Genomic DNA, 25018 nt, shown 5'->3' on the forward strand with positions numbered 1-25018 from the left:
TCCCTATCTGCTTCTTCCGCCCCCCCCCCCCACTCCCCACACCACACCGGCGGGGCCCCCCCCCCCCCGTCCGGGGGGTGCGGGCCACCGGCCTTTGCGCTGCGTGCTACTTGCTGCCGTACTTCTTGCTCATCATCGTGTAGATCTGCTCCGCGCCCTTGCCGAGCCGCGGCCCTGCCAGCCAGCCGTGCGTGACCGGGCCGATGGAGGTGTTGGACACCAGCGCCAGCTGCCCGCCCGGCTGCTTGGCGAACCAGCCACCGCCCGAGGAACCGCCGGTCATGGTGCAGCCGATCCGGTGCATCGTCGGCGTGGTCGGGCTGATGGACAGCCGGTTCGGGCGGTCGACGCACTTGTGCATGATGAAGCCGTCGTACGGCGGGCCCGCCGGGTAGCCCCAGGCGCCCATCGCACTGATCCGCCGGGTGTCCGGGGCGTTGAAGTTCACCGCGATCGAGGTGCCGACGGTCTCCTCCAGGGACTTGCCGCCGTTCTCCGGCTTCACGTGCAGGACCGCGTAGTCGTACGGTGCGCCGGTGCCGCCCGTCGGGCCTCCGTCGCGGATCCACTCGCCGGAGGTCGACGCCCAGTCCGCCCAGTAGGCGCCGTACGGGGCCTCCTCCTGCGGCGGAGCAGCCCTCAGGGCGGCAGGCGACTTCGCGTGGTTGTTGTACGCGGGGACGAAGACGATGTTGCGGTACCAGCCGCCCGCACCGCCCGCGTGCACACAATGCCCGGCCGTCCAGACGAGGTTGGACTTCCCGGGGTTGTTCACGTCCTTGATCACGGTGCCGGAGCAGACCATGTGGCCCTTGGGCGAGTCGAAGAAGAGCTTGCCGACCGGGGCACCGTGCTTGGTGTACGGGGTCTGCTCGCGCACCGCCTGGACCGGGCGGGGATCCGGGTCGGAGACTCCCTGGCCGCTGGAGAGGTCACCGGCCGTCATCGTCTTCGCGGGGTCCTTGGCGGTCTGCATCCGCTCCGGCTTCCACAGTCCGGCGATGACCGGGTTGACGAAGTCCTTCGCCTCCCGCAGCCACTTGTCCTTGTCCCAGTTCTTCCACTCGCCGTTCTTCCACTTGTCCGGGTCGACGCCGTGCTCCTTGAGCTTGTCGGCGAGGTCCTTGGGAAGCGCGACGTCGCCGCTGTCCTGGCCGTCGGCGGGAGTGGAGGCGGTCGCGGGCTTGTCGGCGGCGTTGCCGCCGGCCTTGTCCTCGGTGGGGCCACAGGCTGTGGCCGTCAGCGCGAGGGCCGCGGCGAGGCCGGTGGCGGCCAGCAGCGGACGTATGGATCGCATGGAAACGTTCCCCCTGTGTACTTCAGTCGATCTTTCAGCTGTGTCATGCGCGTGTCATAAAGAAGTGCAGTGCGGAACGTAGCAGAGGGCCCCCGGGGCGTGCTCCGGAGACCCTCTGCTCTCGTCGCTACTTCTTGCCGGCCTTGTCGTAGATGGCCTTCGCCTCGGGGCCGAGCCGCGGACCGGCCAGCCAGCCGGCCGTCACCGGGCCGATCGAGGTGTTGGACACCAGCGCGGGCTTGCCGTCCTGGCCCTGCGCGACCCAGCCGCCGCCGGACGAACCGCCGGTCATGGTGCAGCCGATGCGGTACATGGTCGGCTGCGCGGGCTTCACGGAGAGCCGGCCGGGCTTGTCGGTGCACTGGAACATGCGCTCGCCGTCGAACGGCGGAGCCGCCGGGTAGCCGGTCGCCTGCATGTTCGCGATCTTCGGCACGGCCGGTGCGTCGAACTCGACCGGGAGCGCGGAACCGACCGTCTCCTCCAGGGACTTGCCGGCGCCTCCCTCGGGCGTCACGCTCAGCACCGCGAAGTCGTACGGGGCGCCGTCGCCGCCGGTCGGGCCGCCCTGCGAGATCCACTGGTCGGAGGTGAGCGCGCTCTTGGCCCACCACACGCCGTAGGGCGCGACCTGCTCGCGCGGCGTGGACTTGCTCACCGGCTTCGCCTGGTCGTTGTACGACGGGACGAAGGCGATGTTGCGGTACCAGCCGCCCTTGGCCCCCGCGTGCACGCAGTGACCCGCGGTCCACACCAGGTTGGACTTGCCCGGGTGCGCCGGGTCCTTCACGACCGTGGCGGAACAGGCCATCGAGCCCTCGGGGCCGTCGAAGAGGAGCCGGCCGGACTCCGCGGCGCTGGAGTGGTACGGAGCCTTGACGGCCTTCGCCGGAAGCCGCGCGGGAGTCGGGTCCGTGACACCCTTGTCGCCCGAAATGTCATTGTCGACGGGCTGCTTGGGGGGCTTGTCCGCGTCCTTCATGCGGTCCGGGTCCCACAGGCCCGCGATGATCGGGTTGATGAAGTCCCCGGCCTCGCGCAGCCAGTCGTCCTTGTTCCAGTTCTTCCACTCGCCGTTCTTCCACTTGTCCAGGTCGACCCCGTGCTCCTTGAGCCGGTCCTTGAGGTCGTCCGGAATCGTGATCTTGCCGTCGGCGGAACCGCCGGACGTGCCGGCCGAGTTGGTGGTCCGGGCACCGGGCGTTCCGGAAGCGCCGTCCTCGGTGGGGCCGCAGGCGGTCGCGGTCAGGGCGAGTGCGGCGGTGAGCCCGACGACGGAGAGCAGGGGTGCGCTTCTGCGACGTGCGCTCCTCCTACGGGTTGCGGTGCAGGCTGGGCGGATGGGTCGCATGTCTTGTTCCCCCTGGGACTTCGAACGTGGCGGGCAGGGCGGGTGGAGCCGGTGCGGCAGATGGATCTGGTTCGGCCCCACTATGCCGGTGACGATGGGGACGGCGAACGGCAGGGGCGTGGTTCCGTCGCCGGAAGGATCTTCCGATTGCCCGTGATCCTGCGGGTTCACGGTCGTTGGTACGTACGAGGGACATCGGGTCGCCGTTCAGCCCTGCGGGGCAGTGCGTGCGCATCCGTATGTACGTACACCTGGGGGAGGACCATCAGTCGTGGCCGTGACCGAACCTGCTCCGGCGGTGGTGCCCGCCGCCCGGCCGACCGTCGCCCATGAAGGCATCCTGCGGCGGCAGTCGCTGCGCGAGTCCGCGGCCCGCACCTATGCGCGGTCGCTGCCCATCGTTCCCGTACGCGCGCGTGGGCTGACGATCGAGGGGGCTGACGGGCGGCGCTATCTGGACTGCCTCTCCGGGGCGGGCACGCTCGCACTCGGGCACAACCACCCGGTGGTCCTCGAAGCGATCAAGAAGGTCATCGACTCGGGGGCCCCGCTGCACGTCCTGGACCTGGCCACACCGGTCAAGGACGCCTTCACCACCGAACTGTTCGAGACGCTGCCGGGTCCGCTGGCCGACAACGCGCGGGTGCAGTTCTGCGGTCCGGCGGGGACGGACGCGGTCGAGGCCGCGCTGAAACTGGTCCGCACCGCCACCGGCCGCAGCGGACTGCTGGCCTTCACCGGGGCGTACCACGGGATGACCGCGGGAGCGCTCGACGTTTCGGGCGGGGCGCCGGACGTACGAGTGACCCGACTGCCCTATCCGTACGACTTCCGCTGCCCGTTCGGGACCGGCGGGGAGCGTGGCGCCGACCTGTCCGCCCGCTTGACCGCGAACCTGCTGGACGACCCCAAGAGCGGAGTGCCGCGGCCCGCCGGGATGATCCTCGAAGCGGTGCAGGGGGAGGGCGGCGTGATTCCCGCACCCGACAACTGGTTGCGGCGGATGCGGGAGATCACCGCGGCCCGGTCGATCCCGCTGATCGTCGACGAGGTGCAGACCGGAGTCGGCAGAACCGGGACCTTCTGGGCGGTCGAGCACAGCGGGACGGTGCCCGACGTCATGGTCATGTCCAAGGCCATCGGCGGCAGCCTGCCGCTGGCCGTGATCGTCTACCGGGCGGACCTGGACGCCTGGGAACCCGGGGCGCACGCCGGCACGTTCCGCGGCAACCAGCTCGCCATGGCGGCGGGCGCGGCCACCATGGCGTACGTACGGAAGAACGGGCTGGCGGAGCGCGCCGGGGAGCTCGGGGCACGCATGCTCGGGCAGCTGCGGCAACTGGCCGCCGAACACCCGGTCATCGGCGACGTCCGGGGCCGGGGCCTGATGATCGGCGTCGAACTGGTGGACCCGGAGGGGCCGGTGGGCACGGGGGGCGGCCTCGGCCCGGACGGCGGATCCGGCGCTGGTGGGTTTGGTGACGGCGGATCCGGTAGCAGTCCGGCACCCGCGTCGCCCGCGCTCGCCGCAGCCGTGCAGCGGGAGTGCCTGCGGCGCGGGCTCATCGTCGAAGTCGGCGGGCGGCACTCCGCGGTCGTGCGCCTGCTTCCTCCGCTCACCCTCACCGACGAGCAGGCCGTCGCGGTCCTGGACCGATTCGCCGACGCGCTCGCCGCCGCAGAACGGTCGCCGTACGGACAGGAGCAGCGCGGCCAGGAGCAGAACCGCCGGGAACCGATCAAGACGTCGTACTGACAGATCAAGACGTCGTACTGACACCGGCCGATCCGACACCGGCCGATGCCGGAACAACCTCACAAGGAAGCCCTCCGTGAACCCCACACCCGCACCCGACACGTACAAGGACACCGCAGCCGAGGCGACCACCGCATCGACGGCAGGGACAGCCGGCGTGACGAGCGATGTGACCGACGTGACGACTGACGTGACGACCGAGGTGACCGATCCGGCGGCGGTGCCCCGGCAGAAGTCCAAGGCACACGGCGCGCAGCACGTCCCGCCGCCGGGTGCGCTGCGTGCCCAGCCGGACCTCCTCAACCACCCCGACCCGCAGACTGCGGCGGACGCGGCGGCCGTCGAGAACCTGCTGCGCTGCTGGGTACGGGAGAACGGCCTGCCCCGGCCCCAGGGGCGCACCCTGCGGATCCCGCTCGACGGCAGCGGCACCTCCTTCCTCGTCCCCGTCCGCTACTGGTCCGCGGCCGGCTGGCACCGCTTCGGCAGGCCGGTGCTGGCCTGCGGGCCGCGGCACGCCCCGCCGGTGGACGCGGTCACCGTCGCGGCCCTGCTCGGCCGGGAATCCGGCGGAGGAACCACCCTCCCGGGCGGAGCGACCACCGCCGCAGGAACGGACGCTGCCGAAGCCGGTGGATCCGCTTTTGCAGCCGGCCCGGACGCCCCCGAAGCCGGTACGGGCACGGACCTGGTCGCCCGTGTCGCCGACTCGGTGCGCCGCACCGCCGAGTTCATCGCCGCGCGCCGCAGCAACCCCGAACCGGCCGACGGCGCCGATCTCTTCCTCACCGCCGAGCAGTCCCTCCTGCTCGGCCACCCCATGCACCCCACCCCCAAGAGCAGGGAAGGACTCTCCGAGGCCGAGGCCCGCCGGTACTCGCCCGAACTGCGAGGCTCCTTCCCCCTGCACTGGATGGCAGTCGACCGGTGCGTGCTGGCCGGGGACTCCGCCTGGACCGAGCGTGGACGCACGCTCCAGGCGGAGCAGGTCGTCTCCCGTCTGGCCGGTGGTCTGCGGCTTCCCGAGGGCACGGAGGCACTGCCCCTCCACCCCTGGCAGGCACGCGAGCTGACCCTCAGGCCCGCCGTCGCCGCCCTCATCGACGACGGACTCCTGCACGACCTCGGCCCGTACGGCGACCCGTGGTTCCCCACCTCGTCCGTGCGCACCGTCCACCGGCCGGGCGCCGCGGCGATGCTGAAGCTCTCCCTCGGCGTACGCATCACCAACTCCCGCCGCGAGAACCTCCGCAAGGAACTCCACCGGGGGGTCGAGGTCCAGCGCCTGCTGCGCGGCGGCCTCGCAGAGGAATGGCGCGCCGCCCACCCCGGCTTCGACATCGTCCGCGACCCGGCCTGGCTCGGCGTCGACGCCCCGGACGGAACACCGGTCCCCGGCCTCGACATCGTGCTGCGGCACAACCCCTTCGGTCCCGACGACGACGCCGTCTGCATCGCGGGCCTCACCGCGCCCCGCCCCTGGCCGGGACGGACCGGCATGTACTCCCGCCTCGCGGAGTGCGTGGCCCGGCTTGCCGCCCGCACGGGCCGGCCCGCCGGGGCCGTCGCCGCGGAGTGGTTCCTGCGCTACCTCGACCAGGTCGTACGGCCGGTGCTCTGGCTCGACGGGCAGGCAGGGATCGCGCTGGAGGCCCACCAGCAGAACACCCTGGTCCTCCTCGACCGCGACGGCTGGCCCGTCGGCGGCCGCTACCGCGACAACCAGGGCTACTACTTCCGCGAGTCGCACCGCGAAGCCCTCGAAGCCCGCCTCCCCGGCATCGGCGCCCGCAGCGACACCTTCGTCACCGACGCCGTCACCGACGAACGGTTCGCCTACTACCTCGGCATCAACAACATCCTCGGTCTCATCGGGGCGTTCGGCGCCCAGCGTCTCGCCGACGAACGTGTCCTGATCGCCGCCCTGCGCCAATTCCTCGGCAAGACCGCCGACCTGGGGTCCACGCTCCCCACCCAGCTCCTGGAAACCCCCACCCTCCGCTGCAAGGCCAATCTGCTGACCAGGCTGCACGGCCTGGACGAGCTGGTGGGCCCGGTCGACACCCAGTCCGTCTACGTCTCCATCGCCAACCCCCTCCTTCCCTGAACGCTCCGCTCCCGCCCGAAAGTTCCGCCCCCTGCACCCACCCCGTCCGACCTGCTGACAGGAGAGCACCGCGATGCCTCCCACCGACACGAGCCCCGACACCGGAGCCGGCCCGGCGCCCCGTACGAGTCAGGGCAACGAGGACACCCTGGACCTCCGGCTGCCCGACGAGTTCATCGCACTGTTCGCATCGCAGGAGGCCGCCCACGCGCCTCCCGCGCCGGGCACACCGCCGTTTCCGGCCGAACCGGACCTCCTCGACTCGGTCGCCCACTGGGGGCCTGCCGACACCCCGGCCGGCGAGTTCCGGCTCCTGCCGGTACGTCCCGCCCGCGACCTGGCCCTGCTCACCCGGTGGATGAACGACCCCGTCGTCGCCGAGTTCTGGGAGCTGGCCGGTGGCGACGACGTCACCGCCGGCCATCTGCGCACCCAACTCGACGGCGACGGACGCAGCGTCCCCTGCCTGGGCGTCCTCGACGGCACCCCCATGAGCTACTGGGAGATCTACCGCGCCGATCTCGACCCGCTGGCCCGTCACTACCCGGCCCGCCCCCACGACACCGGCATCCACCTCCTCATCGGCGGTGTCGCCGACCGGGGCTGCGGCCTCGGTACCACTCTTCTGAGGGCCGTCTCCGACCTCGTCCTCGACCACCGCCCCACCTGCTCCCGGGTCGTCGCCGAACCGGACCTGCGCAACACCCCCTCCGTCTCCGCCTTCCTCGGAGCGGGCTTCCGGCTCTCCGAGGAAATCGACCTGCCCCGCAAGCGGGCCGCGCTGATGATGCGCGACCGCGCCCATCGCCACCAGCTGTAACGGTGATCTGTCGCACCAGCTGCACACGACGGCCTGCTGCTTCACGTACACCGCTCGTCCCGCATTGGTTCCCTCCCGAGGAGTCACCGTGTCGAAGCCAGCCTCCACCCACACGCCCGTCCCCGCTCCCGCCCAGCCGCGGCCCGCGGCCCGGGACGAATGGCAGCCGCCGTCCGCAGACCTCGCCCCGCCGGTCCTGTTCGCTCCCCCCGAGCTGACCGCCGCCGGATGGGACCGGGTCTCCCGCCGGCTGCTCGCCAAGACGCTCGCCGAGTTCGCCTACGAAGAGATCATCGAACCGGTCCCGGCGACCGCCCCGGCGCCGACTGCCGACGAGGCGACGAGCGGGACCAGGAGCGGGGCGACGAGCGGGACCGGGAGCGGGGCCACGAGCGGGACGGGGAGCGGGGTCACGAGCGGCCGCAGGGGCACGCCCTGCGCCCCGTACACACTCCGCCTCGACAACGGCGAAATACTGTCCTTCCGCGCGCGCCGCAGCTCCTACGGCAGCTGGCAGGTCGACCCGGACACCATCGGAATGCGGCACCCCGACGACCACAGCGGCTTCCGTCCCTTCCACGACCCGGTGCAGTTCCTCGCCCTCGCCAGGCGCCTCCTCGCCCTGGACGGTGCGACCCTCGGCCATCTCGTCCGCGAGCTCACCGCCACCCTCGCCGCCGACGCCCGGCTCGACCACACCGCGCTGCCCGCCGCCCGCCTCGCCGACCTCGGGTACGCCGAGCTCGAAGGCCATCAGACAGGCCACCCCTGGCTCGTCCTCAACAAGGGCCGCGTCGGCTTCTCCGCCCAGGACGCCGCCACCTGGGCGCCCGAGGCCCGCAGGGCCACCCGACTCCCGTGGATCGCGGTCAGCACCGCCCTCGCCCGCTACCAGGGAGTCCCCTCGCTGGCCGACCCCGAGCAGCTGTACGCGCGCGAGCTCGACGCCACCGCGCGCGCGAGCTTCGACGCGATCCTGCAGGGGCGCGGGCTGAACCCGGCCTCGTACCTCTACCTGCCCGTGCACCCCTGGCAGTGGGACGAGTCGATCCTGCCGCTCTTCGCGCCCGTGATCGCCCGCGGCGACATCGTCCCGCTGCCCGCCGACGGCGACCTGCGGCTGCCCCAGCAGTCCATCCGTACGTTCCTCAATGTCAGCCGCCCCGACCGGCACACGGTCAAGCTCCCGCTGTCCGTGCTGAACACCCTCGTCTGGCGCGGCCTGCCCACCGAGCGCACCGTGGCAGCCCCCGCCGTCACCGCCTGGGTCCAGGGACTGCAGGCGGCAGACCCCTTCCTCAAAGAGGAGTGCCGCGTCGTGCTGCTCGGCGAGGTCGCCTCGGTGGCCGTCGAACACCCCGTCTACGACCACCTCCCCGAGGCCCCGTACCAGTACAAGGAACTCCTCGGCGCGATCTGGCGCGAACCTCTCGCCGATCGCCTGGACCCCGGCGAGCGCGCCCGTACCCTTGCCGCCCTGCTGCACACCGACCCGCAGGGGCGCGCCTTCGTGGCGGAGCTGGTCGACCGCTCCGGCACGGACCCGGCAGGCTGGCTGCGCCACCTCTTCGGTGCGTTACTGCCGCCGCTGCTGCACTTCCTGTACCGGTACGGAACGGTGTTCTCCCCGCACGGCGAGAACGCCATCGTCGTCTTCGACGAGCACGACGTACCCGCCCGCCTTGCGATCAAGGACTTCGTCGACGACGTCAACGTCAGTGCGGAGCCGCTGCCTGAGCATGCCGACATGCCCGAAGACGTGCGCAGGACTCTGCTCACCGAACCCTCCTCCTTCCTGCCCCAGTTCATCCAGTCCGGGCTGTTCATCGGGGTGTTCCGCTACCTCGCGCCGCTGTGCGAGGAGCAACTGGGCGTTGCGGAGGAAGAGTTCTGGTCACTCGTACGGGCAGAAATCCTCAGATACCACGCGCGCTTCCCGGAACTGAAGGACCGCTTCGAGACGTTCGACCTGTTGACGCCGCGTCTGGAACGCCTCTGCCTCAACCGCAACCGCCTGCACACCGACGGCTACCGCGACCGCCCGCACCGCCCGCACGCCGCGGTGCACGGCACCGTGCCCAACCCGCTGCACCGGTCATGACGCCGGCTCCGGCACCGGCAGCGAAACCGGCCGTGACCGTCGTTGTCAGTGGTGCACCGTAGGGTGGTCGGGCTATGACGAAGCCCTCACTCCCCGAGCTCCTCCACGCCGCCGTCGCCTCCGTCGGCGGCGTGGAACGGCCTGGCCAGGTCACCATGGCCCAGGCCGTCGCCGACGCGGTCGACGACAATTCCCACCTGCTCGTCCAGGCGGGCACCGGCACCGGAAAGTCCCTCGGCTATCTGGTCCCGGCTCTCGCGCACGGCGAGCGCGTCGTGGTCGCGACGGCGACGCTGGCCCTCCAGCGCCAGCTCGTCGAGCGCGACCTGCCGCGCACGGTGGAGGCACTGAAGCCGCTGCTGCGCCGCACCCCGCAGTTCGCCATGCTCAAGGGCCGGTCGAACTACCTCTGCCTGCACCGCCTCCACGAGGGCGCCCCGCAGGACGAGGAAGACGGCCTCTTCAACCCGATCGAGCAGTACGAGTCCAGCGGGCCCTCCAGCAAGCTCGGCAAGGACCTGCTGCGGATGCGCGACTGGGCCGACGAGACCGAGACCGGCGACCGCGACGACCTCACCCCCGGCGTCTCCGACAAGGCGTGGGGCCAGGTCTCCGTCTCCTCCCGCGAGTGCCTGGGCGCCAGCAAGTGTGCGTACGGCGCGGAGTGCTTCGCGGAGGCGGCGCGCGAGCGGGCCAAGCTCGCCGACGTCGTCGTCACCAACCACGCCCTCCTGGCCATCGACGCCATCGAGGGCGCCCCGGTGCTCCCGCAGCACGAGGTGCTGATCGTCGACGAGGCCCACGAGCTGGTCTCCCGGGTCACCGGCGTCGCCACCGGCGAACTCACCCCCGGCCAGGTCAACCGGGCCGTCCGCAGAGCCGCGAAGATCGTCAATGAGAAGGCGGCGGACGCCTTCCTGACCGCCTCGGACAGCTTCGAGCGGGTGATGGAGCTGTCCCTGCCCGGCCGCCTGGAGGAGATCCCCGAGGTCCTGGGGTACGCGCTGATGGCACTGCGCGACGCCTCGCGCACGGTGATCTCCGCGCTGGGTTCCACCCGCGACAAGTCGGTCACCGACGAGGACGCCGTCCGCAAGCAGGCCCTCGCCATGATCGAGAACATCCACGGTGTCGCCGAGCGCATCGCCAACGGCTCCGAGTACGACGTCGTCTGGTTCGAACGTAACGACCGCTACGGGACCGCCTCGCTGCGGGTCGCCCCGCTCTCCGTCTCCGGACTGCTGCGCGAGAAACTCTTCACGGAGCGCTCCGTCGTCCTCACCTCCGCCACCCTCAAGCTGGGCGGTGACTTCAACGGCGTCGGCGCCTCGCTCGGCCTCGCCCCGGAGGGCACGCACGGCGAGGACCTGCCGGAGTGGAAGGGCCTCGACGTCGGCTCGCCCTTCGACTACCCCAGGCAGGGGATTCTGTACGTCGCCAAGCACCTGGCCCGCCCCACCCGGGAGGCCGGACGCGAGGACATGCTCGACGAGCTCGCCGAGCTGATCGAGGCCGCAGGCGGGCGCACGCTGGGTCTCTTCTCGTCGATGAAGGCAGCCCAGACGGCAGCGGAATCGATGCGCGGCAGGCTCGACATGCCGGTCCTGCTGCAGGGCGAGGACACCCTCGGCGAACTGATCAAGAACTTCGCCGCCGACCCGCAGACCTGCCTCTTCGGCACGCTCTCGCTGTGGCAGGGCGTCGACGTGCCCGGCCCGAGCTGTCAGCTCGTCGTGATGGACAAGATTCCGTTCCCCCGCCCCGACGACCCGCTGATGAGCGCCCGCCAGAAGGCGGTCGAGGAGAACGGCGGCAACGGCTTCATGGCCGTCGCCGCGACACACGCCGCCCTGCTGATGGCGCAGGGCTCCGGCCGTCTCGTCCGCGCGACGGGCGACAAGGGCGTCGTGGCGGTCCTGGACCAGAGACTGGCCACCGCCCGCTACGGCAGCTATCTCAAGGCCTCGATGCCCGACTTCTGGTACACCACGGACCGCAATCAGGTGCGCCGCTCGCTCGCCGCGATCGACGCCGCGGCCAAGGCTGCGGAGGCCGCCGAGGCCGCCGAGCCCGCCGAGAAGTAGGGCTGCAGCCGACCGGCAGTGGCTCCGCAGTGGTCTCGTACCAGAAGAGCCGCTGCCCAGTGGTCTCGTACGTGTAGGGCCCTGGAACCCACCGCGGGTTCCAGGGCCCTACACGTACGGACGCCGGACGTCAGACACGCCGGAGCACCGCGACGACCTTGCCGAGAATGGTCGCGTCGTCACCGGGGATCGGCTGGTAGGCGGCGTTGTGCGGGAGCAGCCAGATGTGGTTGTCCTCGCGCTTGAAGCGCTTCACGGTGGCCTCGCCGTCCAGCATCGCGGCCACGATGTCGCCGTTCTCCGCGACCGGCTGACGGCGGACCGTCACCCAGTCGCCGTCACAGATCGCGGCCTCGATCATCGAGTCCCCGACGACCTTCAGGACGAACAGCTCGCCGTCGCCCACCAGCTGCCGGGGGAGCGGAAAGACGTCCTCGACGGACTCCTCGGCGAGGATCGGGCCGCCGGCCGCGATCCGGCCGACCAGCGGGACGTACGAAGCCGCCGGCTTGCCTGCCGTGTCCGTGGTCTGCGTGCTCGGCTGGTCGGAGCCGCGCACCTCGTACGCCCTGGGGCGGTGCGGGTCCCGGCGGAGGAAGCCCTTTCGTTCGAGCGCCATCAGCTGGTGGGCGACGGAGGAGGTGCTGGAGAGCCCCACCGCCTGCCCGATCTCGCGCATGGACGGCGGGTATCCCCGTCGCTGCACGGAGTCCCTGATGACCTCGATGACCCGCCGCTGCCGGTCCGTGAGGCCGGAGCTGTCCGCCCTGATCCCGGGAGGTCGGCCGGGCAGCGAGCGTGCGGGCTTGGCGCCCTCGGGGTTCGTGGCTGCGTCATTCATGGCATGCACCGGCTCAAGTCGGCCCTGGGAGCGGTCCTGGGCGGCGATCGTTGCGCTGTCCGCGGTGGTGGTCATGGTCGGCCCCTCTCGAATGGTCTCCCTGACCGGACAACGGTAGTAGCTTTCGAAAGGTTGCGCCAAACACACGTTCGAGTGAAAAACTGCAGATTGGCTGCCTCATTCGTACGGATGGGTGTATGGCTCGGTCCTGCGGGGGGAGCCGGGGGCCGATCTCCCGAACGGCAATTCGTCTTATTGCGGTAGCCTTCTCCGTCGGGTCGAACATCGCCCCGGAGCCGTCGCCCGAGTCGTCGGGAAGCCGCCCGGGATCTCATGATGCGCCGTCCGGGGGACCGGAATCCCGGTTCCCCTCCGGGGTCCCGTACTCTCGTGGGCGGTCACCGCAGCCCCTTTCCGTCGCGACACGCGCGTAGGGGCGATAGCCCGGCCAACCCCCAGATCTAGTGGTTGAATCTCTACAGCTGCCCACAAGTTGTGGTTCGCGGTCCATCGGACCTCGGGCATCGACTATGCTGGGAGCTGCTTCGAGGGCCCGTTCCGCGGCCTGCCGAAGCTCTTCAGCCGTGCCGCGAAGGAGGCCTTGGAACCATGCACTGCCCCTTCTGCAGGCACCCCGACAGCCGAGTGGTCGACAGTCGCACCACGGACGACGGGACGTCGATCCGCAGGCGCCGTCAGTGCCCCGACTGCTCCCGCCGTTTCACGACGGTGGAGACGGCCTCGCTGATGGTGATCAAGCGCAGCGGGGTGACCGAGCCGTTCAGTCGTACAAAGGTCATCTCCGGCGTGCGCAAGGCCTGTCAGGGCCGTCCGGTCACCGAGGACGCCCTCGCCAAGCTCGGCCAGCGGGTCGAGGAAGCGGTGCGCGCCACCGGCAGCGCCGAGCTGACCACCCACGACGTGGGTCTGGCCATCCTCGGTCCGCTGCAGGAGCTCGACGTCGTGGCGTACCTGCGTTTCGCGTCTGTGTACCGGGCGTTCGACTCGCTGGAGGACTTCGAGACCGCGATCACGGAACTCCGTGACCCGCGGCCCTCGGCCCAGGAGCGCGGGCCCGGCGGGAACCCTGTGGTTCCCGTGCCCGCTGCCGCCGCCGAATAGACCGACCCTCCTGTCGGCCGGCCGCACAGCGGCACATTCGGCAGCACATCAGGACCTGTCACGGACTCGACGCGTACGCGCGGCGACCGGGACTTCAGATACACATCGTGCTCAAGGAAGAACTGGGCACTTCTGGGCGTTTTAGCCCGATATGGGAGGCGGCATGACCGAGACGACGAGCGGCCCGGCACGAGGTTCCCGCAACAAGGGAGCCAAGGCCAGCAAGGGTCTGCGTATCGAGCGCATCCACACCACTCCTGGCGTGCACCCGTACGACGAGGTGGTCTGGGAGCATCGTGACGTCGTCATGACCAACTGGCGCGACGGCTCGATCAACTTCGAGCAGCGTGGCGTCGAGTTCCCCGACTTCTGGTCGGTGAACGCGGTCAACATCGTCACCAGCAAGTACTTCCGCGGCGCTGTCGGCACCCCGCAGCGCGAGACGGGTCTGCGCCAGCTGATCGACCGGATCGTCAAGACGTACCGGAAGGCCGGCGAGGACTACAACTACTTCGCCTCCCCGGCGGACGCCGAGATCTTCGAGCACGAGCTGGCCCACGCCCTCCTGCACCAGATCTTCAGCTTCAACTCCCCGGTCTGGTTCAACGTCGGCACGCCCCAGCCGCAGCAGGTCTCCGCCTGCTTCATCCTGGCCGTCGACGACTCCATGGAGTCGATCCTCGACTGGTACAAGGAAGAGGGAATGATCTTCAAGGGCGGCTCCGGCGCCGGCCTGAACCTCTCCCGCATCCGCTCCTCCAAGGAGCTCCTGTCCTCCGGCGGCAACGCCTCGGGCCCGGTCTCCTTCATGCGCGGTGCCGACGCCTCCGCCGGAACCATCAAGTCCGGCGGCGCCACCCGCCGCGCGGCCAAGATGGTCATCCTCGATGTCGACCACCCCGACATCGAGAACTTCATCGAGACCAAGGTGAAGGAAGAAGAGAAGATCCGCGCCCTGCGCGACGCGGGCTTCGACATGGACCTGGGCGGCGACGACATCACGTCCGTCCAGTACCAGAACGCCAACAACTCGGTCCGGGTGAACGACGAGTTCATGAAGGCCGTCGAGTCCGGCGGCAAGTTCGGCCTGCGCGCCCGCATGACCGGCGACGTCATCGAAGAGGTCGAGGCCAAGTCCCTCTTCCGCAAGATGGCCGAGGCCGCCTGGGCCTGCGCCGACCCGGGCATCCAGTACGACGACACCATCAACAAGTGGCACACCTGCCCGGAGTCCGGCCGCATCAACGGCTCGAACCCGTGCAGCGAGTACATGCACCTGGACAACACCTCGTGCAACCTCGCCTCGCTGAACCTGATGAAGTTCCTCAAGGACGACGGCCTGGGCAACCAGTCCTTCGAGGCGGAGCGTTTCGCCAAGGTCGTCGAGCTGGTCATCACCGCGATGGACATCTCCATCTGCTTCGCGGACTTCCCCACCGAGAAGATCGGTGAGAACACCCGCGCCTTCCGTCAGCTGGGCATCGGTTACGCCAACCTGGGCGCGCTCCTCATGGCGACCGGCCACGCGTACGACTCCGACGGCGGCCGTGCCCTCGCCGGCGCGATCACCTCTTTGATGACGGGTACCTCGTACAAGCGCAGCGCCGAGCTGGCCGCTGTCGTCGGTCCGTACGACGGCTACGCCCGCAACGCCGAGCCGCACCAGCGCGTCATGAAGCAGCACGCCGACGCCAACGCCGTCGCCGTGCACGTCGACGACCTTGACAACCCCATCTGGGCCGCCGCCACGGAGGCCTGGCAGGACGTCGTCCGCCTCGGCGCGAAGAACGGCTTCCGCAACGCGCAGGCCTCGGTCATCGCCCCCACCGGCACCATCGGTCTCGCGATGTCCTGCGACACCACCGGTCTTGAGCCCGACCTCGCCCTGGTCAAGTTCAAGAAGCTCGTCGGCGGCGGCTCGATGCAGATCGTCAACGGCACCGTCCCGCAGGCCCTGCGCCGCCTGGGCTACCAGGAGGAGCAGATCGAGGCGATCGTCGCCCACATCGCCGAGAACGGCAATGTGATCGACGCCCCGAGCCTGAAGACCGAGCACTACAGCGTCTTCGACTGCGCGATGGGCGAGCGTTCCATCTCCGCGATGGGCCACGTCCGCATGATGGCGGCCATCCAGCCGTGGATCTCCGGCGCCCTGTCCAAGACGGTCAACCTGCCGGAGACGGCGACCGTCGAGGACGTCGAAGAGGTCTACTTCGAGGCGTGGAAGATGGGCGTCAAGGCGCTCGCCATCTACCGCGACAACTGCAAGGTCGGCCAGCCCCTCTCCGCCAAGACCAAGGACAAGGAGAAGGCGGCGGTCACCGCCAAGGCCGAGGACACCCTTCGCACGGCCGTCGAGAAGGTCATCGAGTACCGTCCGGTCCGCAAGCGCCTCCCCAAGGGCCGTCCGGGCATCACCACCTCCTTCACCGTGGGTGGCGCCGAGGGCTACATGACCGCCAACTCCTACCCGGACGACGGTCTCGGCGAGGTCTTCCTCAAGATGTCCAAGCAGGGCTCGACCCTCGCGGGCATGATGGACGCCTTCTCCATCGCGGTCTCCGTGGGCCTGCAGTACGGCGTCCCGCTGGAGACGTACGTCTCGAAGTTCACCAACATGCGCTTCGAGCCGGCCGGCATGACGGACGACCCGGACGTGCGGATGGCACAGTCGATCGTCGACTACATCTTCCGCCGCCTGGCGCTGGACTTCCTGCCCTTCGAGACGCGGTCCGCGCTCGGCATCCACTCCGCCGAGGAGCGTCAGCGCCACCTCGACACCGGTTCGTACGAGCCGTCGCTGGAGGAGGTCGAGCTGGACGTGGCAGGCCTTTCGCAGTCCGCGCCGCTGGCCACGGTCGCCGCCCCCAAGGCGGAGGCCGCCACTTCGGCCGTGCAGCAGAACGCCCCGCACACCTCGGCCGAGCTGGTCGAGATGCAGCTGGGCATCAGCGCGGACGCACCGCTGTGCTTCTCCTGCGGCACGAAGATGCAGCGCGCCGGCAGCTGCTACATCTGCGAGGGCTGCGGCTCGACCAGTGGCTGCAGCTGACGCACGGCTGACGCCCTGAACGGGTAGAGGCTCAAACAGGAAGGGCGGCACTCCTCCGGGAGTGCCGCCCTTCCTGCCGTACGGGGGGCTCAGCGCTGCCGCACCCCCATCAGCCGGGTGAACTCCTCCGGTTCCGCATCGAAGCCGCGCACCGTCTCGTGCAGGTCCCAACTGCCGTCCGTGTCGCGCACGAACTCGGCGACAGTGGCGGCCGTGGCCCGCTCGACCGTGGTGAAGTCGTTGGTCAGGAGCTCGGTGTAGCCCTCGGCCAGCCGCAGGTGGGTGCTCTGTATGTCGCCGAACTCCATGCGCCCGTCCCGCTGTTGGATCGCCACCCCGAGGACCACCCGCCCGTACTCCTGCGACAGGCGGTCGAGTTCGAGGGTCATCTGTTCGTCCGCGCCGAAGCCCTGGCCCGTCTTGCTGTCCCTGTGGAGGGTGATGGTGCCGTCCGGGGAACGGCTGCCGAAGTGCACCAGGTACACGGGGTCGCCGTACGGGTCGTCCGCGCGGTAGACACCGGCGACGATGTCGAGGTCGGCGGCCGGTGCGCCGAGTGGGTGGGGATCCCACTTGAGGGCGACCTCGGCCTTCCGGATGCCCTTGCTGAAGCTGCTCACCGTGTGTTCCTCCGCTTCCAGTCGTGATCCGATCCTCACAGGGCCCACCGGGTGCGACAAGTGCCTTGGTCAGCGGCCCGGTTGTGGCGATCATTGTGGCCATGACGACTTGGGGCGGGGAACAAATCGATCTGGACGCGTACTTGGCACGGATCGGGTACGAGGGGGAGCGCGCGGCGACGCGGGAGGTGCTGCACGCGGTGCACCGGGCGCACGTGACGGCGATTCCGTTCGAGAACGTGGACGTCGCCCTGGAGCGGCCCGTGCCCCTCGACCTCAAGAGGTTGCAGCAGAAGCTGGTCGGGCAGCCGCGCGGGGGCTACTGCTACGAGCACAATTCGCTGCTGGCCGCGGCGCTCGAGCGGCTGGGATTCGAGGTGGCGGGGCGTGGGGCGCGCAACCGTACGCGGGGCGATGCGCTGCTTCCGGTGACGCACGCCGTCCTGGCCGTAGCGGTCGAGGACGAACAGTGGCTGGTGGACTGTGGGTTCGGCTGGCAGGGGCTGCTGGAGCCGATGCCGTTGCGGGCCGGTGCGGAAGTACGGCAGAGCGACGGGTGGACCTTCGGGATCGGTGCGGAGGACGAAGGGATCCTGGTGCTGCGCTCGCTGCGCGCCGAGGGATGGGTGGATCTGTACGCCTTCGCGCCGCAGACGCTGTACCCGGGCGACTTCACCGTCATGAACCACTACAGCTCCACCCACCCCCGCTCCAGCTTCGTCGGCAAGGTCGTCGCGCACCGCATCGCCCTCGACGCCCGTTACGGCTTCGTCGCGGACACCTTGCGCAGGGGCAGGGCGGACGGCAGCTTCACCGAACGATCCGTGGCACCCGACGAGATGGCCGGCGTCCTCAAAGAGGTGTTCGGCATCGGACTCGGGGACGGGGACGGGGCGGCCGTGCGCCGGGTGCACCCCGCCGCGGGGTGACTCGGGTCACCCTGATGGCCGTACGATGGCGCGGTGCTGGTCAAGTGGATTCGCTGCACTGTGGTCGACCGTCGAGGTTTTGAACGGGGGCAGCGGAAATGGGCGGGGCTGCTCGGTGAACCCGGATTCCGGGGCCAGAGCGGTGGCTGGAGCAGAGGGCAGGACGGGGTGGCCCATGTCTTCGCCTTCTGGGAGAGCCGTGCCTTCTACGACTCCTTCATGGCACGCTCGCACGACCGCCTCGCCGCCGCGCAGTCCGGGACGTACAAGGACATCCAGGTCAAGCTCTTCGACTACCGCTTCGACGTCAAGACGGGCTTCGAACCGAAGTTCACCGACGCCGACGTGGTGCGGGTCGCGCACTGCAAGGTGCACGAGGACCGGGTCGAGCACTTCGCGCTGATGCAGGAGAAGGTCTGGAACCCGGCGATGGCGGGGTCGCCGGGGATGCTGCGCGGGGTGTTCGGGGAGGCGCCGGGCAACGAGTTCCTGGTGCTCTCGATGTGGCGGTCGGCCGCCGAGCACGGCAAGTACCGGGCGGACCGGGTGGAGCGGCTGTCGCTGCGGGCCCAGACCGAGGTGGACGTGGCGGCGCTGGCGGGGGACGTGGTGGAGCTGGAGCCGTCCTGGACGGTGTAGGCCCTGGTGGGCGGTCGGTCGGTACGCCGGACGGAGCGCCGGCAGCAGGCCGGTCGAGCCCGCCTTGACCATTCGAACTAGGGTTTCGGCATGGCACGACCGCGACGCATCGTCCTCGTCCGGCACGGCGAATCCGAGGGCAACGCCGATGACACCGTCTACGAGCGCGAGCCCGACCATGCCCTGAGACTCACCGACAACGGCTGGCAGCAGGCCAGAGCGGCGGGGGAGCGGCTGCGGGCGCTCTTCGGCGACGAGGGCATCAGCGCGTACGTCTCGCCCTACCGGCGCACCCACGAGACCTTCCGCGCCTTCGACCTCGACCCCGGGCGCGTACGGGTCAGGGAGGAGCCGAGGCTGCGCGAGCAGGACTGGGGGAACTGGCAGGACCGGGACGACGTACGACTGCAGAAGGCGTACCGGGACGCGTACGGGCACTTCTTCTACCGGTTCGCGCAGGGGGAGTCGGGGGCCGACGTCTACGACCGGGTCGGCGCCTTCCTGGAGAGCCTCTACCGCAGCTTCGAGGCGGCCGACCACCCGGAGAACGTCCTGATCGTCACGCACGGGCTGACGATGCGGCTGTTCTGCATGCGCTGGTTCCACTGGTCGGTCGCGGAGTTCGAGTCGCTGTCCAATCCCGGCAACGCCGAGATGCGGGTCCTGGAGCTCGGCGCGGACGGGCGGTACACGCTGGACCGGCCGTTCGTGCACTGGTGTGCCCCCGAGTCGTACGGAATCACCGGTTAGAGTGCTGAGCGATGACCGCTGACTCCGATTCCGACCCGCGCTTCGTGCGCGCGCTGGACAGCCTGCGCGGGCTGTCCGTGGGAGACGCACTGGGCTCCCAGTTCTTCGTACCCGCCAACTATCCGCTCCTCAAGAGGGGCGAACTGCCGCCCGGCCCCTGGCAGTGGACCGACGACACCGAGATGGCCGCCTCCGTGCTGGCCGTACTCGCCGGACACGACCGGATCGACCAGGACGTGCTCGCGCGCTCCTTCGCCGACCACCACGACTTCGACCGCGGCTACGGGCCCGCCGTCAACCGGATGCTCCGGCTGGTCCGCGAGGGCGGCGACTGGCGCGAGCTGGCCTCCGCACTGTTCGACGGCCGCGGTTCCTGGGGCAACGGCGCCGCGATGCGGATCGCGCCGCTCGGTGCCTGGTATGCCGACGACCCCGAGCAGGCCACCCATCAGGCCGAGATCTCCGCGTACGTCACCCACCAGCACCGGGAAGCCGTCATGGGCGCGATGGCTGTCGCGGCCGCGGCGGCCATCGCGGCGGCCCCCGAGGGACCGCCCACCCCCGAGGGGCTCCTCGACGGCGTGATCGCGCTCGTCCCGCGCAGCGCGGTCGCGGCCGGGCTGCGCAGGGCCCGCAACATGCTGGACTACGACGACGCGAGCACCGTCGCCGCCGTGCTCGGCTGCGGCCGGCGCACCAGCGCGCACGACACCGTTCCGTTCGCGCTGTGGTCGGCGGCCCGCGGGCTCGGCGACTTCGAGCGGGCCTTCTGGGCCACCGCCCGGGTGGGCGGCGACGTCGACACGAACTGCGCCATCGTCGGCGGTGTGCTCGCCGGGGCGACGGCGGGGCGTCCGCCGGCGGGCTGGCTGGAACAGACGGAGGCGCTGCCGGAGTGGATGCCTGCGCGGGTGCAGTGACCTTCCTTCGCACGAGGGCAGCGTCACGGTTCTGTCCGCATCTTTGATGCGGTGGGGAACGCGCGGTGTCGCCGGGCTAGTCTGACGGCCACGCCGCCGCGTCGATGATCACCGGCGTGCGCCGAACAAGACACCGGGCCCACCCCGCCACGTAACTGCGCGAGGCGCAAAGTGCCTGGTCGGGAGGGGGTCCCGTGCCTGAACCAGAAGATGCGCCACCAGCGATACCGGCTGCTGCACCTGCACCGTCCGTGGCTGCTGAGTCCGCTGCGCCCAGTGAGTTCGCTGCGCCCACCGAGTCCGCGGGTGTCGGTGTGGGCGCTGTTGCTGCCGCCGCTGCTGCTGCTCCCGCTGCTGCTCCCGCGTCCCCGCAGGACGCCGCTCAGCAGCCGCCTGCCGTACCCGGGTACATGCAGGGCGCCGGTCAGCGGCCGCCCGCCGTGCCCGCGTACATGCAGCCGCAATCGGCGCTCCAGCGGCGGCAGCAGGAGCAGTGGCAGCAGTGGCAGGCCCACCAGCACTGGCAGCAGCAGCGCCGGCAGAAAATCGCTCAGCCGCCCGCCTGGCGCGCCGGGGTCCGCCCCGGGCCGCCGGCCAAGGTGCGGGCCGCGTCCCTCTGGGCGGTGCTGGCCACCGCACTGCTGAGCGCCCTGTTCCTCGGCGAGGGGCTCGGCCTGAACCTGCTGATCGTGGCTGTGCCGGCATCCCTCGCCGCGTACTTCGCCGCGCAGGCCGCCGGGCGGCGGATCCGTCCCTGGACGCTCGTCTGGGGGCTCGGCGGGCTCGCCCTGCTCGTCGTACCCGCCCTGCGCGACGCGGGCTGGCCGACGTTCCTCGCGGTCGTCTCCGCGCTGGCGCTGGGCTCGCTCGCCCTGCACGGCAGCCGGACCTGGTTCGGCGTCCTCGTCGGGTCGCTGGGAATCTGGGGCTCGGCGATTGGGGGGATCGGCTGGGGCTGGAAGGGGCTGCGCGAGCGGGCGGGCGGGTCGCGCGACCGCTGGGGGCCGGTGCTGCGCACCGTCGCCGTCGCCGTCGTCCTGCTCGTGGTGTTCGGGACGCTGTTCGTGAGCGCGGACGCCGCGTTCGCCGAACTGCTCGGCAACCTCGTGCCCGAGGTGTCGGTCTCCGACGGCCCGTGGCGGATCCTGCTCTTCGCGCTGGGGCTCGTCGGGGCGCTGGCGGCGGCCCGAACCGCTGCCGCACCGCACCAGTGGGACAAGGCCAGGATCGCGCCGGGACGTGCGCGCGGCCGGTTGGAATGGGCGCTTCCGCTCGTCGTGCTCAACCTGCTGTTCGCGGCCTTCATCGCCGTACAGCTCGCGGTCCTCGTAGGCGGGTACGAGAAGGTCCTCCAAGAGACCCGGCTGTCCTACTCCGAATACGCCAGGCAGGGCTTCTGGCAGCTCCTCTGGGCCACGGTGCTGACCCTTGTCGTCATTGCCTTCGCGAAGCGCTGGGCGCCGAGGGGCGGCACCAGCGACCGGACGCTCGTGCGGTCCGTGCTGGGGGTCCTGTGCCTGCTCACCCTGGTGGTCGTCACGTCGGCCTTGAGCAGGATGTACCTGTACGTCGACGAGTACGGGCTGACGCGGCTGCGGCTCTCGGTGGCGGCGATGGAACTGTGGCTCGGCCTGGTGATCGTCCTGATCATGGCCGCCGGGGTGTTCGGCGCCCGCTGGCTTCCGCGTGCGATCGCGGGCAGTGCGGGGGCGGCGGTGCTGGCCTTCGGGCTCGCGTCGCCGGACGCACTGGTCGCGGAGCGCAACGTTCAGCGCTTCACCGAGCACCGGACGATCGACGTCGAGTACCTCCGGGACCTGTCGGCGGACGCGGTGCCCGCGCTGAACGGCCTCCCGGAGCCGCAGCGGACCTGTGCGCTGCTCGGCATCAAGGACGGTTTGGAGGACGGGCCCTGGTACGCCACCAGCATCGGCGAGCGGCGTGCACTCGACCTGCTCGCGGAGCACCCGCTCGACGAGCGGATCGCGGACTGCCGCAACACCGGACCGGCGAACAGCGGCGAGTACGGGCGCTGACGGGTCCGTCCGCTGCTGCCCGTGTGACGTGCGTAGAGGTGCGGCTGCCTGTGTGGCGTGGGTAGATGTGCAGCTGCCCGTGTGTCGTGCGTAGATGTGCGGGAGCGAACAAGGGGATTCACGGGCTGAGCCCCGGGGCGGGGCCCTCCGCGGCTCCGTCCCGGGACCGGGGTGTTGCGGTCGGGCCCCGGCGGCGTACGCTGGCTGGCGCCATGCCGTACGAACCACCCACACACACCGTCGAGCGCTCACTGCGCGCCACCACCGGTGCCAAGATCGTCGCCGGTGTAGACGAGGTCGGGCGCGGAGCGTGGGCCGGCCCCGTCACCGTGTGCGCCGCCGTCACGGGACTGCGCCGCCCGCCCGCCGGACTCACCGACTCCAAGCTCCTCACACCCAAGCGCCGCGACGCGCTCGTGCTGCTTCTCGAGGAGTGGGTGACGGCGTACGCGCTCGGCCACTCCACGCCCGAGGAGATCGACGCGCTCGGAATGACGGCAGCCCTGCGGCTCGCCGCCGAACGTGCGCTAAATGCCTTGCCGGTACGGCCCGATGCGGTCATCCTCGACGGGAAGCACGACTACCTCGGGACACCCTGGAAGGTCCGTACGGTGATCAAGGGGGACCAGACCTGCATCGCGGTCGCGGCCGCCTCGGTGATCGCCAAGGTGCGCAGGGACGCGATGATGGCGGAGCTGGACTCGGAGTCCGGGGGCTGCGCGCCCTACGGGTTCTCGGCCAACGCCGGCTATCCGTCTCCCGTGCACCAGGCGGCCCTCGCGGAACTCGGGCCGACCGCGCACCACCGCCTCTCCTGGTCCTATCTCGACGGGCTCCCGCAGTGGCGGCACCTCAAGAAGCACCGGATGTCGGCCGAGGCCGCAGCACTGGAAAGCGGGGGCCAGCTCGGCTTCGACTTCTGACTGTTCACGTACGGCGTACGGCGCGTGATGCGCGCGACGTACGACGCGACGTACGACACGTGATGCGCACGTACGGCTCCCGTACGCGCCCCCGACGCACCACCCGCCGATGCCTGGCGCAGCGGCGTCCGACAGATTTCCACTCATGCCTCTCCACTCATCCACCAGGAGTCTCAGATTCACGAGAGCGCCCAGGGTCCCCGCGTCACCCCGGCTGCCAGCCGCACCGCGCCGACCCCTCGCCCCGTACCCGGCCCGCGCCCCGCGGCGGTGCCGCGCCCCGGTCCCGTCCGTCCGGCCCCGCCGGCCCCGCCGGCCCAGCGGACGCACACGCCGGGCAACCGGCCCCAGGTCTCCCATGAGGAGAATCGTTCCGCTAAGCCTGCTGCAGCTCCGGTTGCTCCGGCTGCTCCTGCCGCTGCTCCGGCCGCGACTCCGGCTGCCGCTCCGGCACAGGCACAGATCCAGCTGATCCCGGCTCCCTCGGCCGGCGCGCTCGACGCCGCGGGGGAAGCGGTGGACCTGCTCCTCGACTCCGGCCGTGCGCCGGGCGAGGTGCTGGTGCTCACCACCGGCGAACAACATCCGTGGGCCGCCCACGAGTTGTCGTTCGGCGAGGCGTCCTACTGGGCGCAGCACGACGCCCGGGACGACGTGTTCTACGCCGGTATCGATGCCGTGGGACGCGCCGCCGCACGGCCGGTGGTCGTCGTCGCGGTCAACGACGAGGCCGGAGCCGCCGACGCCCTGGCCCGGAAGCTGCCTGCGGCGCGGGAACGCGCCGGTGTGCTGCTGATCGTCTGCGGCGACCCGGAGCGGATCAACTCCCTTCTGGGCGCGGGCGTCTGACACGGCGTCCGACATGCGGTTGCACGGCGTCCGACACTCGGACGCACGGCGACTGATACTCGGACGCACGGCGTCTGACACATGGACGCACGGCGTCTGACACATGGACGGTTCCCGCGGGTCCGGCAGTTCTGCTGCCGGATCAGCGGGCCGCCGCGCGGCGCAGCGCGTCCGCTGCCCCGCCACCCGTGCGCTGCGGCGCCGGATCGGGCCCGGCCAGCGCCTCCGCGAGGCCGGAGGGCTGCGAGCCCGCACTGGGCCGGCGGCCGCCACGGCCCTCGCCCAGCACCTGCCAGCCGCCGCGGGTCAGCGTGATGTACGCCCCGCAGCGCAGCCCGTGCAGGGTGCACGCGTCGCGCAGCCCCCACATCCAGGCGCCGTCCTCCTCCGTCCACCGCTCGTCGCCGTCCCGGCAGTAGAGCAGCACGGCGGTACGTACGGGGGTACGTCGGCGGAGGTCGTGCGGGATGACCCTGCGCAGGTGTGCGAGCAGTGCGTTGCGCAGTTCCCAGCCGTCCGCCGGGGCGGACCGGCGGACGAACGAGGCGCTGGCGGACAGCCGCTCCTCCGTGTCCAGCACCGCCACGACCGCGGTCGCGGGAGTGGGCAGATGGCGGGCGTGCAGGCCGCTGACGACTTCACGAGGGTTGCGCAGCAGGGGAATTCCCGCCGAGGCCCATTCGGCCGGTTCCAGCATGCGACCCAGACGGCTGGCGGCATCGGCGGACGACGGGCTCAGCGAACTTGGCGACGGCGCGAATCCGAAGGTCACGGTCCTCCCTTCGCATACACGCCCACGGCTGCGGGCAAGGTCGGGTGGG

The 25018-nt window shown here is 70.8% G+C and carries 19 protein-coding genes; 14 read left to right on the forward strand and 5 right to left on the reverse strand.

Translation table 11 applies throughout. The features are described from left to right. Positions 1–106 precede the first annotated feature (106 nt). Positions 107–1297, reverse strand: a complete 1191-nt coding sequence (locus AB0D18_RS34735) for a hypothetical protein (protein WP_362427990.1) — start codon at positions 1295–1297, stop codon at positions 107–109. 127 nt (positions 1298–1424) lie between these two features. After that, a complete protein-coding gene (locus tag AB0D18_RS34740) occupies positions 1425–2648 on the reverse strand; it encodes a hypothetical protein (protein ID WP_362427993.1) in 1224 nt (407 codons plus the stop codon). 271 nt (positions 2649–2919) lie between these two features. Here AB0D18_RS34740 and AB0D18_RS34745 point away from each other — a divergent pair, with 271 nt between their 5' ends. From AB0D18_RS34745 to AB0D18_RS34765, 5 genes are all read left to right on the forward strand, one after another. Beyond that, complete coding sequence (locus AB0D18_RS34745) at positions 2920–4404, forward strand: diaminobutyrate--2-oxoglutarate transaminase family protein (RefSeq protein ID WP_362427996.1); 1485 nt, start codon at positions 2920–2922, stop codon at positions 4402–4404. 76 nt (positions 4405–4480) lie between these two features. Beyond that, the gene (locus AB0D18_RS34750) at positions 4481–6511 is read left to right on the forward strand and encodes an IucA/IucC family protein (RefSeq protein WP_362427999.1); all 2031 of its coding nucleotides are present in this window, start codon (positions 4481–4483) and stop codon (positions 6509–6511) included. A gap of 73 nt (positions 6512–6584) precedes the next feature. Next, positions 6585–7331 carry a GNAT family N-acetyltransferase gene (locus tag AB0D18_RS34755; protein WP_362428002.1) on the forward strand — a complete coding sequence of 249 codons (747 nt, stop codon included), beginning with the start codon at positions 6585–6587 and terminating at the stop codon, positions 7329–7331. An 88-nt stretch (positions 7332–7419) separates the two neighbouring features. Next, entirely contained in the window at positions 7420–9432 is a 2013-nt protein-coding gene (locus AB0D18_RS34760; RefSeq protein WP_362428005.1) for an IucA/IucC family siderophore biosynthesis protein, read from the forward strand. A gap of 74 nt (positions 9433–9506) precedes the next feature. After that, positions 9507–11516: an ATP-dependent DNA helicase gene (locus tag AB0D18_RS34765; protein WP_362428008.1), complete on the forward strand. Its 2010-nt coding sequence runs from the start codon at positions 9507–9509 to the stop codon at positions 11514–11516. A 130-nt stretch (positions 11517–11646) separates the two neighbouring features. Here AB0D18_RS34765 and lexA read toward each other — a convergent pair whose 3' ends face one another. Continuing rightward, on the reverse strand, positions 11647–12432 hold the full coding sequence (gene lexA, locus AB0D18_RS34770; RefSeq protein WP_362428010.1) for a transcriptional repressor LexA: 786 nt from the start codon (positions 12430–12432) through the stop codon (positions 11647–11649). Positions 12433–12966: 534 nt separating this feature from the next. Between lexA and nrdR the strand changes: the two genes are divergently transcribed. Together nrdR and AB0D18_RS34780 are read left to right on the forward strand one after the other, a co-directional pair. Beyond that, a complete protein-coding gene (gene nrdR, locus AB0D18_RS34775) occupies positions 12967–13479 on the forward strand; it encodes a transcriptional regulator NrdR (RefSeq protein WP_362428013.1) in 513 nt (170 codons plus the stop codon). Positions 13480–13642: 163 nt separating this feature from the next. Then, positions 13643–16531: a vitamin B12-dependent ribonucleotide reductase gene (locus tag AB0D18_RS34780; protein ID WP_362428016.1), complete on the forward strand. Its 2889-nt coding sequence runs from the start codon at positions 13643–13645 to the stop codon at positions 16529–16531. A gap of 89 nt (positions 16532–16620) precedes the next feature. Here the strand turns inward: AB0D18_RS34780 and AB0D18_RS34785 are convergent, their stop codons facing one another. Further along, the gene (locus tag AB0D18_RS34785; protein ID WP_362428019.1) at positions 16621–17151 is read right to left on the reverse strand and encodes a TerD family protein; all 531 of its coding nucleotides are present in this window, start codon (positions 17149–17151) and stop codon (positions 16621–16623) included. Between the two features lie 101 nt (positions 17152–17252). Between AB0D18_RS34785 and AB0D18_RS34790 the strand changes: the two genes are divergently transcribed. The 7 genes from AB0D18_RS34790 (at position 17253) to AB0D18_RS34820 (ending at position 24197) form a co-directional block, all read left to right on the forward strand. Next, complete coding sequence (locus AB0D18_RS34790) at positions 17253–18080, forward strand: arylamine N-acetyltransferase (protein WP_362428022.1); 828 nt, start codon at positions 17253–17255, stop codon at positions 18078–18080. A gap of 33 nt (positions 18081–18113) precedes the next feature. Next, complete coding sequence (locus tag AB0D18_RS34795) at positions 18114–18719, forward strand: YdbC family protein (protein ID WP_362428025.1); 606 nt, start codon at positions 18114–18116, stop codon at positions 18717–18719. A gap of 90 nt (positions 18720–18809) precedes the next feature. Further along, positions 18810–19469, forward strand: a complete 660-nt coding sequence (locus AB0D18_RS34800) for a histidine phosphatase family protein (protein ID WP_362428028.1) — start codon at positions 18810–18812, stop codon at positions 19467–19469. A gap of 11 nt (positions 19470–19480) precedes the next feature. Further along, complete coding sequence (locus AB0D18_RS34805) at positions 19481–20389, forward strand: ADP-ribosylglycohydrolase family protein (RefSeq protein WP_362428031.1); 909 nt, start codon at positions 19481–19483, stop codon at positions 20387–20389. Between the two features lie 314 nt (positions 20390–20703). Next, the gene (locus AB0D18_RS34810) at positions 20704–22425 is read left to right on the forward strand and encodes a DUF4173 domain-containing protein (protein ID WP_362428034.1); all 1722 of its coding nucleotides are present in this window, start codon (positions 20704–20706) and stop codon (positions 22423–22425) included. A gap of 212 nt (positions 22426–22637) precedes the next feature. Next, positions 22638–23348 (forward strand): ribonuclease HII, encoded by a 711-nt coding sequence (locus AB0D18_RS34815; RefSeq protein ID WP_362428037.1) that lies wholly within the window; start codon positions 22638–22640, stop codon positions 23346–23348. A gap of 135 nt (positions 23349–23483) precedes the next feature. Further along, the gene (locus AB0D18_RS34820; protein ID WP_362428185.1) at positions 23484–24197 is read left to right on the forward strand and encodes a hypothetical protein; all 714 of its coding nucleotides are present in this window, start codon (positions 23484–23486) and stop codon (positions 24195–24197) included. Between the two features lie 142 nt (positions 24198–24339). Here the strand turns inward: AB0D18_RS34820 and AB0D18_RS34825 are convergent, their stop codons facing one another. Beyond that, the gene (locus AB0D18_RS34825; RefSeq protein WP_362428039.1) at positions 24340–24969 is read right to left on the reverse strand and encodes a hypothetical protein; all 630 of its coding nucleotides are present in this window, start codon (positions 24967–24969) and stop codon (positions 24340–24342) included. Positions 24970–25018 lie beyond the last annotated feature (49 nt).

It is taken from the genome of Streptomyces sp. NPDC048442, from assembly GCF_040651475.1.
Classification (GTDB): Bacteria; Actinomycetota; Actinomycetes; order Streptomycetales; family Streptomycetaceae; genus Streptomyces.

Excerpts from the sequence above, each read along its gene's own strand:
- AB0D18_RS34735 (WP_362427990.1), bottom strand. The coding sequence starts at position 1,297 with ATGCGATCCATACGTCCGCTGCTGGCCGCCACCGGCCTCGCCGCGGCC.
- AB0D18_RS34740 (WP_362427993.1), bottom strand. The coding sequence starts at position 2,648 with ATGCGACCCATCCGCCCAGCCTGCACCGCAACCCGTAGGAGGAGCGCA.
- AB0D18_RS34755 (WP_362428002.1), top strand. The coding sequence starts at position 6,585 with ATGCCTCCCACCGACACGAGCCCCGACACCGGAGCCGGCCCGGCGCCC.
- AB0D18_RS34765 (WP_362428008.1), top strand. The coding sequence starts at position 9,507 with ATGACGAAGCCCTCACTCCCCGAGCTCCTCCACGCCGCCGTCGCCTCC.
- lexA (WP_362428010.1), bottom strand. The coding sequence starts at position 12,432 with ATGACCACCACCGCGGACAGCGCAACGATCGCCGCCCAGGACCGCTCC.
- nrdR (WP_362428013.1), top strand. The coding sequence starts at position 12,967 with ATGCACTGCCCCTTCTGCAGGCACCCCGACAGCCGAGTGGTCGACAGT.
- AB0D18_RS34780 (WP_362428016.1), top strand. The coding sequence starts at position 13,643 with ATGACCGAGACGACGAGCGGCCCGGCACGAGGTTCCCGCAACAAGGGA.
- AB0D18_RS34790 (WP_362428022.1), top strand. The coding sequence starts at position 17,253 with ATGACGACTTGGGGCGGGGAACAAATCGATCTGGACGCGTACTTGGCA.
- AB0D18_RS34800 (WP_362428028.1), top strand. The coding sequence starts at position 18,810 with ATGGCACGACCGCGACGCATCGTCCTCGTCCGGCACGGCGAATCCGAG.
- AB0D18_RS34805 (WP_362428031.1), top strand. The coding sequence starts at position 19,481 with ATGACCGCTGACTCCGATTCCGACCCGCGCTTCGTGCGCGCGCTGGAC.
- AB0D18_RS34815 (WP_362428037.1), top strand. The coding sequence starts at position 22,638 with ATGCCGTACGAACCACCCACACACACCGTCGAGCGCTCACTGCGCGCC.